The organism is Protofrankia sp. CiP1_Cm_nod4 (assembly GCF_982290645.1).
Map to the genome: position 1 here is coordinate 10,084 of NZ_CEVIVC010000029.1, position 14,818 is coordinate 24,901.

Here is a 14,818-nt window from a genome sequence, read left to right on the forward strand (position 1 = left end):
CGGCCTGCTCGTGGCTGCTGGGGTTGTGGGAGCTGTTCAGCCAGTACCGCTGCCGTTGGAAGGGGTAGGTGGGGAGGTCGACCCACCGGGCCCGCCACGGCTCGAAAACCGCCGGCCAGTGTGGGGTCACCCCGTGCACATGCAGGTGTGCCAGGGCGGTCATCGCCATATCGGTCTCGGGGCGCCGCCCGTCCAGAACGGAGACGATCACCGGTGTCGGAACCGGTGTCGAGGCCGGAGACGTCCTGGGGACCGGGGCCGAGGGAATGGGACGGTCCGGGGCCGCCGTCGACAGCACCGGCTGGGGGCCCAGTTCCACGAACACGGTCACCTGGTCGGCCACCAGCGCGGTCACCACGTCGCGGAAAGGCACCGTGTCGCGGCAAGGAACGCTGTCCTGGGAAAGCACCGCGTCCTGGAAAAGTCCGGTGTCGTGGAGCTGCCGCGCCCAGTATTCCGGTGTGCCGGCCTCCTCGGTGACGAACCGGCCGGTCCGGGCGGAGAGGATCGGGACCGTCGGGGAGCTGAAGGCCAGCTTGTCGACGATCCGGCGGAACTCGTCGGGGACAGGGCCGGCCGCCGCCGTCGCGCCGTCGCCAGCGCCGTCACCGTCGCTGTCGCGGGGATGCCGTCGCGGCAGCCGGCCCGGCGCGGCCAGCAGCGTAGCGGCGTCGGACAGGGAGAGCACGCCCGCCACATGGGCCGCCACCAGCCCGCCGCAGGCGTCGCCGGTGATGACGTCCGGCCGGATTCCCCAGTGCTCTAGCAGCCGGAACAGCGCCACATCCAGGGCGAACAGCGCGGCCCGGGCGAACACGGGCCGCGCGAGCAGGGCGGCGGACGCGGAGTCCTCGGCTGCGAACACCACGTCGCGTAGCGGCCGGTCGGGACGCTGGCCGGGATACCGGGCGAGATGGTGCTCCAGCTCGGCCCACACCGCGTCCAGCGCCTCGGCGAACACCGGGAACGTCCGGTGAAGCTGCCGGCCCGTCCCGAGCAGCCGACCATCCCAGCCGTTGGAACCGCCCGAGCCATCCTGGCCGCTGGAGCCGTCCAGAGCGTCTGAGCCGCCCGAGTCATCCGAACTGCCCAGGCCGGTCAGGGCCTCCGGGTGGCCCGAACCGCTCAGGCCGCCCGGATTACTCGGGCCGGCCAGGCGGCCAACGTCGTCCAGGCCGGTGAAGAGGAAGGCCGTCTTGCCCGGCGTGGACGCGCTCCCCCGCAGCAGGCCCGGCGCGTCGCTCCCGGCGGCCGCGGCGTCCAGTGTGCGCAGCAGGTCGTCGCGGTCCGCGGTGACGACGGCCGCGCGGTGCTCCAGGTGCGCCCGGGTCGTGGCGAGGGATGCGGCGACGGTGTGGGCGTCCAGCGTCGGATCGGCCCGCAGATGATCGGCCAGCCGGCCCGCCTGTGCCCGCAACGCGGGCTCACCACGCGCCGACAGCACGCAGGCGACAGCCCCGGCGGAAAGAACCCCGGCCTGGAGCCCGCCGACGTGGATCGCCCCGGTGGGGACGGTGCCGGCGGCCCCGGTACTGGTGGCAACGGCCCCGGTGTGGATGGTGCCGGTGGGGGGCGGCGCTGAGGCGGGGCCGTCGGCCGGGGACGGCTGTTCGAGGATGGCGTGCCCGTTGGTACCACTGATCCCGAAGGAGGAGACCGCGGCCCGCCGGGGCCGCCCGCCCGTCTCCGGCCAGGGGACCGGCTCGGTCAGCAGCCGCACCGCCCCGGACGACCAGTCCACGTGCGGGGTCGGCCGGTCGACGTGCAGCGTGGACGGGAGCACCCCGTGCCGCATCGCCAGCACCATCTTGATCACACCGGCGACGCCGGCGGCGGCGGCCGTGTGGCCGATGTTCGACTTGATCGACCCCAGCCACAGCGGACGGCCCGCCGGCCGGTCGTGCCCGTAGGTCGCCAGCAGCGCCTGCGCCTCGATCGGGTCCCCCAGCTTCGTCCCCGTACCGTGCGCCTCCACCACGTCCACCTCGTCCGCGGACAGCCGGGCGTCCGCGAGCGCCTGCCGGATCAGCCGCTGCTGCGCCGGCCCGTTCGGCGCCGTCAGCCCGTTGCTGGCGCCGTCGGAGTTCACCGCCGATCCACGGACCAGCGCCAGCACCGGATGGCCGTTACGGCGCGCGTCCGACAGCCGCTCCAGCAGCAGCATCCCCACCCCTTCGCCCCACGACGTGCCGTCCGCGCCGGCCGCGAACGGCTTGCACCGGGCGTTGGAGGCCAGCCCGCGCATCCGGCTGAACGAGACGAACGGGTCGAGATTGGTCACCACGGTCACGCCGCCGGCCAGTGCCAGCGAGCACTCGTTGCGTCGCAGCGCCTGGCCGGCCAGGTGCAGCGCCACCAGCGACGACGAGCACGCCGTGTCCACCGTGAACGAGGGGCCGTGGAATCCCATGGTGTAGGAGATCCGGCCGGACAGCACGGAGAGCGCCGTCCCGGCCAGCAGGTAGGGGCCGATGTTGTCCGGCGCGTCGAGATGGGTCGGGCCGTAGTCGGAGCCGGTCGCGCCGATGAACACCCCGGTCCGGCTCTCCCGCAGCGCCAGCGGGTCGATACCGGCCCGCTCGAAGACCTCCCACGCGCTCTCCAGCAGCAGCCGCTGCTGCGGATCCATCGCGAGCGCCTCCCGCCGCGATATCCCGAAGAATTCCGCGTCGAAATCGGCCGCGTCGTGCAGGAAACCACCCTCCCGCACATACGTCTTCCCCGGCACCCCCCGATCGGGATCGTAGAGCGCGTCCACATCCCACCCCCGGTCCACCGGGAAACCCGAAACGGCGTCACCACCACGCGCCACCAGCTCCCACAAACCCTCCGGCGACGACACACCCCCCGGGAAACGACACGCCATCCCCACGATCGCCACCGGCTCGGCCGCCGTCTCCTCCACCGCGCGCAACCGCGACCGGACCTCGTGCAACTGAGCCACGACCCGCTTCAGGTAGACCCGAAGTTCCTCTTCAGCAGCCATCACATGTCACTTTCTCATGATGATTCCGGATTTCAGCACGGCGATTTCGGACGTCGACGATTCCGGCCGCCGACACGGCACGATCAGTAGACGCCGGGGTCGTCGTCGATGAACGCGAAAAGCTCCTCGTCCGTGGCGCGGTCGAACCGGTCGCCAACAGCGGCCGCCCCGACAGCAGTGGCTCCGGCAACGGACGCCGTAGCGACGGAAGGCCCAGTGGCGGAGGACTCGGTGGCGGAGGCCGCGGTGATGGGGGTAGCGGTGACGGGGGTAGCGGTGATGGGGGTAGCGGTGGCCGGTGCGCAGTGCCGCAGCAGCGCGGACAGCCTCGTGCGTATCCTGCCGAGCTCGTCCGTGCCCGCCGGCACCACCGCGATGGCGGCCTCCAGCCGGTCCAGCTCGGCCATGGCCGGCGACGGCCCGCCGACCCGCCCGCCACCGTCGCCTCGGCTGGCCCCACGGCCGCCGCCCTGGCCGTCCGGCGCCGGCTTGCCATGGCCGCCGCCACGGCGGTTGCCGTCCGGCGCCGGCTCACCGCGGAGCAGTTCGGCGCGCAGCAGCCGGGCGAGCGCGACCGGAGTGGGATGGTCGAACACCACGGTGGGGGGTAGGCGCAGCCCGGTCAGCGCGCCCAGCCGGTTGCGCATCTGCACCGCGGTCAACGAGTCGAAACCGAGGTCGCGGAAGGCCCGGCCCACCTCCAGCAGGTCCGGCCGCGGATAACGCAGGATGCTCGCGGCCTCGGCGCGCACCAGCCCCAGCAGGAGACGGTCCTGATCGGCCGTTGTCAGCCCGGCCAGCCGCCGTGCCAGCGGCGGGACGCCGTCCTCCCCGGCGGTCGTGCCGCCGTCCGTGCCGGTGCTTCCCGCGCCGTTGTCACCGGCGTCGCTGCCGCCTGCGCCTTTCGGGGCGTCCACCGGAGGTGACGGCGCCGGAATGCGCGGCGAGAACGACGGCACGACCGGTGCGGACGCCGCCGACGCGACCGGTGCGGACGCCGGGGCGGGACGCAGCCAGTACCGCTGCCGCTGGAAGGCATAGGTGGGCAGGTCCACCGGATCGGCCGGTACGCCGCCGCCGAGAACGGCGGGCCAGTCCAGCGGCGCCCCGTGGACATGTGCCTCCGACACCGACGCCAGCAGGCGTTCGGCCCCGCCCTCGCCGCGCCGCAGCGAGGACAGCACGACGGCGTCGTGGCCGGTTTCCCGCGCGGTCTCCTCCAGGGCGATGGTCAGCACCGGATGCGGACTGATCTCGATGAGGATGTCGTAGCCGTGCCGCAGCAGCGTCCGCGTCGCCTGCTCGAAGTGGACGGTGTCGCGCAGGTTGCGGTACCAGTAGCCGGCGTCGAGCGCGCCGGTGTCGAGCAGGTCCCCGGTCACGGCCGAGCAGAAGGGGATGTCGCCGGCGCGGGGGGTGACCCCGGCCAGCTCGGTGAGCAGCCGCTGCCGGATCCCCTCGACGGCCACCGAGTGCGAGGCGTAGTCGACCGGGATCTCCCGGGCCCACGTCCCCTCCGCCTCGCACCGGGCGAGCAGTTCCCGCACCGCATCGGGGTCACCGGAGACGACCGCCGAACGCGGGCTGTTCCTGGCGGCTACCGAGATGCGCCCGTCCCATGCGGCCAGGCGTTCGTCCAGTTCGGTGGACGGCAGCGACACCGAGGCCATCGTGCCCCGGCCGGCGAGCGCGAGCAGCGCCCTGCTGCGCAGCGCCACGATCCTGGCGGCGTCGGGCAGCGACAGCGCGCCGGCCACGCAGGCAGCGGCGATCTCGCCCTGGCTGTGCCCGACGACGGCGTGCGGCCGGACGCCGTAGGACCGCCAGAGCGCGGCCAGGGAGACCATCACCGCGAACAGGACGGGCTGCACCACGTCGACCCGGTCCAGGCCGGGCGCGCCCGGCTCGCCGCGTAGCACATCGACGGGTGAGAAGTCGACGTGCCCGGCCAGGGCGGCGGCGCACGCCGCCATCCGCTCGGCGAACACCGGGGAGGAGCCCAGCAGCGGCGCGGCCATCCCGGCCCACTGGGAGCCCTGGCCGGGAAAGACGAAGGCGATCCTCCGGTCGCCACCGGCGATGCCCTGGACAACGTGGTCGGCCACCTCGCCACGGGCCAGCGCGGTGAGACCGGCGGCCAGGCGGGGACGGTCCGCCGCCAGTACCACGGCCCGGTGCTCGAAGCGCGACCGGGCCGTGGCCAGCGACCACGCCACGGCGGCCGGGCCGGGGCCGGGACGGGCGTCGAGGTGGGCGGCCAGCCGCAGAGCCTGGTCACGCAGGGCACCGGCCGACCGCGCCGACAGCACGAACGGCAGCACCGCGGGAGCCGACGCCACCGGCGGCGTGCCGGCGTCCCCGATATCTCCGATATCTCCGTTTGCGCTCCCGGCCTGCCCGGTACCCGCGGCCTGCCCGGCCTGCCCGGCGTCCGGGGCGTCCACGGTATTCGTGATGTTCCCGGCGGCCGGGACCTCCCTGACCTCTCCGGGCGTGCTGGTGCCCGTGAGCGCGCTGGTGTCCCCCGGGTGGCCGGTGTCGCCGGGCGTGCCGCTGCCCGGGGACGCGCCGAGGGCCGGCTGCCCGTCGGGGCGGGCCCGGTCGTCACCGGGCGGGGCCTGCTCCAGGACCGCGTGGGAGATGGTGCCGCTGACGGCGAAGGAGGAGACCGCGGCCCGCCGGGGCCGCCCGGCCGGCTGCGGCCAGGAAACCGCCTCGGTCAGCAGCCGCACCGCCCCGGACGACCAGTCCACGTGCGGGGACGGCTGGTCGACGTGCAGGGTGGGCGGCAGCACCCCGTGCCGCATCGCCAGCACCATTTTGATCACACCGGCGACGCCGGCGGCGGCCTGGGTGTGCCCGAGGTTGGACTTCACCGATCCCAGCCACAGCGGACGGTCCGCCGGCCGGCCCTGGCCGTAGGTCGCCAGCAGCGCCTGCGCCTCGATCGGGTCCCCCAGCTTCGTCCCCGTACCGTGCGCCTCCACCACGTCCACCTCGTCCGCCGCCACCTGCGCGTCGGCGAGCGCCTGCCGGATCAGCCGCTGCTGCGCCGGCCCGTTCGGCGCCGTCAGCCCGCTGCTGGCGCCGTCGGAGTTCACCGCCGACCCCCGCACCACCGCCAGCACCGGATGCCCGTTACGCCGCGCGTCCGACAGCCGCTCCAACAGCAGCATCCCCACCCCCTCACCGGCGCCGAAACCGTCGGCCTGGGCGGCGAAGGGCTTGCAGCGGCCGTCCGGGGCGAGCGCGCCCTGCCGGCTGAAATCGGTGAAGGTGCCCGGGGCGTACATCACCGTGGCGCCGCCGGCCAGCGCCAGCGAGCACTCGTTGCGCCGCAGCGCCTGGCAGGCCAGGTGCAGCGCCACCAGCGACGACGAGCACGCCGTGTCCACCGTGACCGTCGGGCCGTGGAAGCCCAGCAGGTAGGAGATCCGGCCGGACATGACCGCGGCGAGGGTGCCCAGCTTCAGGTAGCCCTCCACCTCCTCGGGTACTTCCCGCAGCCCGGCGGCGTAGTCGTGGTACATGACGCCGGCGAACACGCCGGTGTGGCTGCCCCGCAGCGTCACCGGGTCGATGCCGGCCCGCTCGAAGACCTCCCACGCGCTCTCCAGCAGCAGCCGCTGCTGCGGGTCGATCGCGAGCGCCTCCCGGGGTGATATCCCGAAGAATCCCGCGTCGAAATCGGCCGCGTCGTGCAGGAAACCACCCTCCCGCACATACGTCTTCCCCGGCACCCCCCGATCGGGATCGTAGAGCGCGTCCACATCCCACCCCCGGTCCACCGGGAAACCCGAAACGGCGTCACCACCACGCGCCACCAGCTCCCACAGCTCCTCCGGCGACGACACACCCCCCGGGAAACGACACGCCATCCCCACGATCGCCACCGGCTCGGCTGCCGCCTCCTCCACCGCGCGCAACCGCGACCGGACCTCGTGCAACTGGGCCGTGACCCGCTTCAGGTAGTCCAGCAGCCGCTGTTCCTCGGTCATGTGTATCACCTTCACAAATTCGGGAAATCGCACCGACGGACCCGGTCCGCCAGGCCGCCGATCCACGCGATCGAAGATCCATCCGACATGTCCAAGATCACCGATCAGATGCGCGCACATCCTGTTCTGATCAGGAACTCAGGAAAACAAGAGGGTTGTGCAGAACTTTCCGGGCGGCCTCCGTAACGATTCTCCGCCCCACGGCAATGAAATGATCCAGATCACGTGGAAAGGGTTCCGAGAAAACCTTCGAACGCGGAAACGGCTGCCATGGCGACTGCTTGCTCCCCCACACTCATGATTCGATCATGCGATCGATTCCGGGACGGATTCCGGAACGGATTCCGCGTTACCTGACCGGTGTGCTGGATCTGGATCTGGATCTGCTAGATCTGGATCTGGTTGTCGATGAAGTCGAACACCTCCTCGGCGGTGGCCGCGCGAAGCCTGTCCGCCACGTCGACGCCGTCCGGGCCCGGCTCGTCGGCGGCCGTCCATGCCGCCAGCACGTCCCTGAGACGTGTGATCACGGCGGTGCGGACGGTGCTGTCCGTCGCCACCGTCGCCAGCGCCGGCTCCAGCCGGGAGAGCGCGGCGAGCACGGGCGGGGACGCCGCCGACGCCCCGGCACCACCCGGGTCACCGGCAGTACCGCCCTGGTCGGCCGCGCCGCCCGTGCCGTCGTCGAGTATGCGGGCGCGCAGGTGCTCGGCCAGCAGCGCCGGAGTGGGATGGTCGAACAGCAGCGTCGTCGGCAGCCGCAGGCCGGTGGCCGTGGTGAGCTGGTTGCGCAGCTCGACGGCGGTCAGCGAGTCGAACCCGGCCTCCAGGAAGCCGACCGTCGTGTCGACGCCGTCGGTGCTGCCGTGCCCGAGCACGGCGGCGGTGTGCACGCGCAGCAGGTCCAGCAGCAGCCGGTGCTGTTCGGGGCCGGGCAGGGCGGCCAGCCGCCGGCGCAGCGACCGCGGCGTGTCCTCGTCCGGGCGCGGCCCGGGACGCCGCGCGGGCAGCAGCCCGCTCAGCAGCGGCGGCGCGCTGTCCGCGCGCAGCGCGGCGACGTCGAGCCGGACCGGTGCCACCACGGCACGGCCGGCCGTGAGCGCCGCGTCGAAAGCGGCCAGGCCCTCCCCTGGTGCCAGCGCGACCAGCCCGGCTGCGCGCAGCCGGCGGTGGTCGGCCGCGCGCAGCCGGCTGGCCATCCCGTCGGTGTGTGCCCACGGGCCCCAGGCGATCGAGACCGCCGGCAGCCCCGCTGCGCGGCGCTGGGCGGCCAGCGCGTCGAGGAAGGCGTTGGCCGCCGCGTAGTTGCCCTGCCCGGCACCGCCGAGAACGCCCGACATCGAGGAGAACAGCACGAACGCGGCCAGGTCCGTGGTGGCGGTGAGCTCGTGCAGGTGCACGGCACCGTCCACCTTGGGCAGCATCACCTGCTCGATGCTCTCCGGCGTCAGCGAGGCGATGACGCCGTCGCGCACGATCCCGGCGGCGTGCACGACCGCGGTCAGCGGATGTGCGGCCGGGATGGCCGTGAGCAGCCGGGCGAGCGCGTCGCGGTCGGCCACGTCGCAGGCGGCCAGCTCGACGTGGGCGCCGAGGCCGGTGAGCTCGGCGCGCAGCTCCGCCGCGCCCGGGGCCTGCGCCCCCCGCCGGCTGGCCAGCACCAGGTGGCGCGCCTTGTGCCTGGTCACCAGATGCCGGGCCAGCAGCGCCCCCAGCCCGGTGGTCCCGCCTGTGATCAGCACGGTGCCCTCGGGGCCCAGCGGCGTGCTGTCGCCCGAGGATGTCAGGCGTGCGTGGGCCAGCCGGGGGACGTGCGCCGCGCCCGCGCGCACCGCCGTCTGCGGCTCGCCGCTGCCTGCCGCGTCGGTCAGCGCGGCCCACGAGGCGTCGTGCCCGTCGACGTCGACCAGGACGCACCGGCCCGGGTGCTCCGACTGCGCCGAGCGCACCAGCCCCCCCACGGCCGCGGCCACCGGATCGGTCAGCTCGGCGTCCTCGCGCACCGCGGCCGCCCCGCTGGTGAGCAGGACCAGCCGGGCCGACCGGAGACGGTCGTCGGCGAGCAGGGAACGCAACGACCGCGCGACGTCACCGGTGGCGGCGCGGGCCCGTGCCGCCAGCAGCGCACCGGAGCCGGTGCCGGACGGGAGGACGGTGAGCACGGCCTCGGGGACCGGCGCCCCCGAGGCGACGGCCTCTCGCAGCGCCTGCGGATCCGGGTGGCACGTGACGGTAGCGCCGCGGCGGGCGAGGGCGGCGGACAGCTGCTCGGGGACGTCCCCGAGCAGCGCCCAGTGTCCGCTCGGGCCGGCGGGGACGGCGGCCCGCAGGCGCTCCCACCGCAGCGCGTACAGCGGGGCGGGGGTGACACCGCCGATCTGCTCGGCCGACATCGGGCGCAGGACCAGCGACCCGACGGAGACGACCGGGCGTGCGGCGAGGTCCGTGGCCGCCAGGGAGATCCCCTCGCCGGCCCGGGCCAGCCGCACCCGCAGCGCGGACGCGCCACGGGCATGCAGGTGGACGTCGCCGAAGGCGAACGGCAGGCCGTCCGGCGCCGGTCCGCCGGAGTCCAGCAGGGCGATCGCGTGCAGGGCCGCGTCCAGCAACGCCGGGTGCAGGCCGAACCGGCCGGCGTCCGCGTCGGCGGGCGGCGGCAGGTGGACCTCGGCCAGGACGTCGTCGCCCTGCCGCCAGGCGGCCCGCAGCCCACGGAAGGCGGGCCCGTAGTCGAAGCCGCGCTCGGCGAGCCGGTGGTAGAGGTCCTCGACGTCCACCGGCACGGCGTCCGCCGGCGGCCAGCCGGCGTCCGCCGGCGGCTGGACACCGGGCTCGTCGGCGGACGGCTGCTCCCGCTCCTGCAGGAGCCCGGTGGCATGGCGGGTCCAGGCGGCCTCGGGCGCGGCGTCCTGTGCCCGGGAGTACAGGGCCATCGGTCGCCGGCCCGTGGTGTCGGCGGCGCCGACGGTCAGCCGCAGCACGACGCCGCCCCGCACGGGCAGAGGCAGCGGGACGTGCAGGGCCAGTTCCGCGATCCCCGCGCAGCCGAGCCGCTCGGCGGCCACCGCCGCCATCTCCACGTACGCGGTGCCGGGCAGCAGCGCCCCGCCCAGCACGGCGTGTTCGGACAGCCAGGCGGGGCTGTGGGCGGACAGCCGCCCGGTGAACAGGAACCCGGCGCCGTCCGGCAGCTCCACCCCGGCGCCCAGCAGCGGGTGCCCGACCTGCTGGAGGCCGACCGCCGCCGCGTCCGACGTGCCGGCGGGCGCCTCCAGCCAGTACCGCGTCGGCTGGAAGGCGTAGGTCGGCAGCTCGACCGGGCGCACGTCCCGGTCGGCGAAGAACGCCGCCCAGCCCACGCCGGACCCGCCGGACCCACCGGACCCGCCGGCGTGGACGTGGGCCAGAGCGCTGGTCAGCGCGGGCACCTCGGCCCGGTCGGCGCGCAGCACGGCGACGAACGACGCTGCCGGGTCGTCCGCGGCCGCGGACGGCGCGCCGTCGTCGGCGAGGCAGTCCCGGCCCATGGCGGTGAGCACTCCGGCGGGGCCGAGTTCCAGGAACGTGGTCACCCGGTTGGCCAGCAGCGTGCGCACCCCGTCGAGGAACCGGACGCTGTGGCGAACCTGCCGGACCCAGTAGTCCGCCGAGCAGAGCTCGTCGGCGGGAATGACCGCGCCGGTCAGGGTCGACACGACCGGGATCCGCGGCGGCGCGTAGGTCACCGCGGCCGCCACCGTGCGGAACCCGGCGAGCATGGCGTCCATGTGCGGCGAGTGGAAGGCGTGGCTGACCTTCAGCCCGCGTGCCTTGCGTCCGTTGCGCTGCCAGTGGTCGGCGATGTCGAGTACCGCCTCCTCGGCGCCGGAGATCACCACGGCCTGCGGTCCGTTGACCGCGGCGAGGCTTACCTGCTCTTCCCGGCCGGCCAGCACGGGCAGCATCTCCTGCTCGGACGCCTGCACCGCGATCATCAGGCCGCCGGGCGGGAGGTCCTGCATCAGCCGGCCGCGGGCGGCCACCAGGGCGGCGGCGTCCGCCAGGGAGAACACGCCGGCCGCGTGCGCCGCGGCCAGTTCGCCGACGGAGTGGCCGAGCAGGTAGTCCGGGCGCAGTCCCCAGGTGCCGAGCAGCCGGTTCAGGGCCACCTCGAGCGCGAACAGGCCGGTCTGCGCGAACAGCGTCTGGTGCAGCAGGTCCGCCTCCGGGGAGCCGTCGCCGGCGAAGAGGATCTCCCGCAGCGGACGGTCCAGGTGGACGTCGAGCTGGTCGCACACCTCGTCCAGCGCCTGGGCGAACACCGGGAAGCGCCCATACAGCTGCTGTCCCATACGTGGCCGCTGGGAGCCCTGGCCGGGGAAGAGGAAGGCGCTGCGGCCCTCCCGGGCCACCCCGCGGACGATGTTCGGCCCGGGAAGGTCATCGGCCAGCGTGTCCAGCCCGCGCAGAAGCTGGTCGCGGTCGGCGGCCAGGACCACCGCCCGGTGCGGCAGCGCGGCCCGCGTCGTCGCCAGCGAGTACGCGAGGTCCGTAAGCGAGTCACCGGCGTGGCCGTCGAGGTGCGCGCGCAGCCGCCGTGCCTGGCCCCGCAACGCCGCCTGGCCGCGGGCCGAGACCACGTAGGGCAGCGGATCCCCGTCGAACGGTGAGGTCCGCTCGGACGGGGCCGGGCCGCCGGCCGCGCCGGCCGGCAGGAGCCGGTCGGACGGTGGAGTCCGCCCGGCGGCGGCCGGGTCGGCGTCCGGCACCTGTTCCAGGATGACGTGGACGTTCGTGCCGCTGATCCCGAACGCGGACACGCCGGCGCGGCGCGGCCGTCCGGTGCGCGGCCACGGCCTGGCCTCGGCCAGCAGCGACACCGCGCCGGCGGACCAGTCGACCTGCTCGGTCGGCTGCTGCGCGTGCAGCGTCTTCGGCAGCAGGCCGTGCCGCATCGCCAGCACCATCTTGATCACACCGGCAACACCGGCGGCGGACTGGGTGTGCCCGATGTTCGACTTGATCGACCCCAGCCACAGCGGACGGTCCGCCGGCCGGCTCCGCCCGTAGGTCGCCAGCAGCGCCTGCGCCTCGATCGGATCCCCCAGCCGCGTTCCGGTCCCGTGCGCCTCCACCGCGTCCACCTCGTCCACGGACAGCCGCGCATCCGCCAGCGCCCGCCGGATCACCCGCTGCTGCGCCGGCCCGTTCGGCGCCGTCAGCCCGTTACTCGCGCCGTCGGAGTTCATCGCCGACCCCCGCACCACCGCCAGCACCGGATGCCCGTTACGCCGCGCGTCCGACAGCCGCTCCAACAGCAGCAGGCCCACGCCCTCACCCCAGCCGGTGCCATCCGCGCCCGCCGCGAACGCCTTGCAGCGCCCGTCCGGCGCCAGCCCGCGCTGCCGGCTGAACTCCACGAACGCCCCGGGGGTGACCATGACGGTCACGCCGCCGGCCAGCGCCAGCGAGCACTCCCCCCGCCGCAGCGCCTGACCGGCCAGGTGCAGCGCCACCAGCGACGACGAGCACGCCGTGTCCACCGTCACCGCCGAGCCCTCCAGGCCGAGCGCGTAGGCGACCCGGCCGGAGAGCACCGCGGTCGCGCTGCCGGTCAGCACGTAGCCTTCGGCGCCGCCGGTCGCCTCGTGCAGCCGCGGCCCGTAGTCCTGGCCGGAGCCGCCGACGAACACACCGGTGGGGGTGCCGCGCAGCGAGGCCGGGTCGATCCGGGCGCGTTCGAGCACCTCCCACGCGGTCTGCAGCAGCAGCCGCTGCTGCGGGTCCATGACCGTCGCCTCACGCGGGGACACACCGAAGAAACCGGCGTCGAACCCGGCCACGTCGTCGAGGAACCCGCCCTCGCGCGCGGTCGTCGTGCCCGTCCGGCCCGGGGACGGGTCGAACAGCGTCTCCAGCGGCCAGCCGCGGTCGTCGGGGAAGGCGCCGATGGCGTCGACCTCGTCGACCAGCAGCCGCCACAACTGCTCCGGCTGTTCGACCCCGCCGGGATACCGGCAGGCCATGGCGACGATCGCGATCGGGTCGTCGGCGGTGGCGGTGGGCACCAGCGCGCCGGCGGCCGGTACGGCGGCCGCGCTACCGGAGGCACTACCAGTACCGGTGCCCGCGCCGGCATCCCCACCGGCTGACGTCCCCGGAACCACTTCGGACGGGGCGGCATCGGAGGACTCACCGAACAGTTCGGTCATGAGGTACCGCGCGATCGCGGTGGCCGTCGGGAAGTCGAAGGCCAGGGTGGCCGGCAGCCGCAGCCCGGTGGCCGCACCCAGCCGGTTGCGCAGTTCGACCGCGGCCAGCGAGTCGAACCCGAGCTCCCGGAAGGCGCGGTCGGCCTGGATCGCCTGCGCTCCGTCGTACTTGAGGACGTCGGCGGCGTGGCCGCGCACGAGATCCAGCAGCGCCTGCCGCCGCTCGGAGCCGGTCAGGTCGGCCAGCCGCGCCGGCAGCGCGGCGGAATCGTCCGACGCGGGCTGCCCGGCCTGGCCGGCCCGGCCGGGCAGGCCGTCACCCTGCGTCACCAGTACGGCCTCGGGCAGGTCGGCGAACAGCGGCCGCCGCCGGGCGGCGAGGAAGCCGGGCAGGAAGCCCGGCCAGTCGATGTCGGCGACGACCAGCGCCGTCTCGTCGTGCTCGACGGCCTCCCGCAGGGCGGTGAGGGCCAGTTCGGGAGCCATCTGCCGGACACCGAGCCGGCGCAGCCGTTCGGCGACGTCCCCGGAGACCATCCCGCCCTCGGCCCAGGCGCCCCAGGCTACGGACGTCACGGGCAGCCCGGCCGCCCGCCGCTGCTCGGCGAAGGCGTCCAGGAACGCGTTCGCCGCCGCGTAGGCGCCCTGGCCACCGCCGCCCCACACCCCCGCGCCCGAGGAGTAGACCACGAAGGCGTCCAACCGGCGGCCGGCGAGCGCGTCGGCCAGGTTCGTCGCGCCGGTGACCTTGGCGTCGAGAATCCCGGCGAGGTCCGCGAGGCCGAGGTCCGCCAGGTCGGTCAGGTCGCTGACGCCGGCGGTGTGGACGACCGCGCTGATCACGGCGCCTTCGGCGTCGAGGCTGTGGAGGAGGGCGTCGACCGCGGCGCGGTCGGCGACGTCACAGGCTGCGATCGTGACGCGCGCGCCCAGGCCTTCCAGCTCCGCGCGCAGGTCGGACGCGCCGGGCGCGTCCCCCCCGCGGCGGCTGGTGAGCACCAGGTGCCCGGCACCGGCACGGGCCAGCCAGCGGGCGGCGTGCGCGCCGAGGGCGCCGGTGCCGCCGGTCACCATGACGGTGTCCCTCGGCTGCCAGCGACGGTCCGCCGGCGCCGGCACGGCCGCCCTGACCAGCCGGCGGGCGAACACGCCGGCCGGCCGCAGCGCTACCTCGTCCTCGCCACCGGCGCCGTTTCCACCGACGGCGCCGCTTCCGCCACCGGCAGCGCTCCGGCCTGCGGTACGGCCTGCGGTACGGCCGGCGCCGGTCCGGCCGGCGGTACCGCCGAGCAGCGCGGCCAACCGGGCCGGTGTCCGGGTGTCGACGGCCTCGGGCAGGTCGATCAGCCCGCCCCAGCGCCGGGGATGCTCCAGCCCGATGACGCGGCCGAGCCCCCACACCTGGGCCTGCGCCGCGCTGCGCAGGCGATCCGACGGCGCGACCGACACCGCGCCGGAAGTCACGCACCACAGCGGCGCCTCGATACCGAGATCACCGAGGGCCTGGCCGAGGGCCAGCGTGCCGGCCAGTCCCCCGCTCACCCCGGGCAGGCCGGGCAGGGGCCGCTCGTCCAGGCCGAGCAGTGACAGCACCCCATCGGCCGTCACCTGCTCCGGCAGCACCTCACCAACCACGGCCTGCT

At 74.9% G+C, this 14,818-nt stretch carries 3 protein-coding genes; all 3 read right to left on the minus strand.

The features are described 5' to 3' along the window. A partial coding sequence (locus AC5LSR_RS08165; protein WP_493468312.1) for a type I polyketide synthase occupies positions 1-2,986 on the minus strand: 2,986 nt, incomplete at its 3' end. An 83-nt stretch (positions 2,987-3,069) separates the two neighbouring features. Further along, on the minus strand, positions 3,070-6,984 hold the full coding sequence (locus AC5LSR_RS08170; protein ID WP_493468313.1) for a type I polyketide synthase: 3,915 nt from the start codon (positions 6,982-6,984) through the stop codon (positions 3,070-3,072). Positions 6,985-7,370: 386 nt separating this feature from the next. Beyond that, positions 7,371-14,783, minus strand: a complete 7,413-nt coding sequence (locus AC5LSR_RS08175) for a type I polyketide synthase (RefSeq protein ID WP_493468314.1) — start codon at positions 14,781-14,783, stop codon at positions 7,371-7,373. Positions 14,784-14,818: the final 35 nt, after the last annotated feature.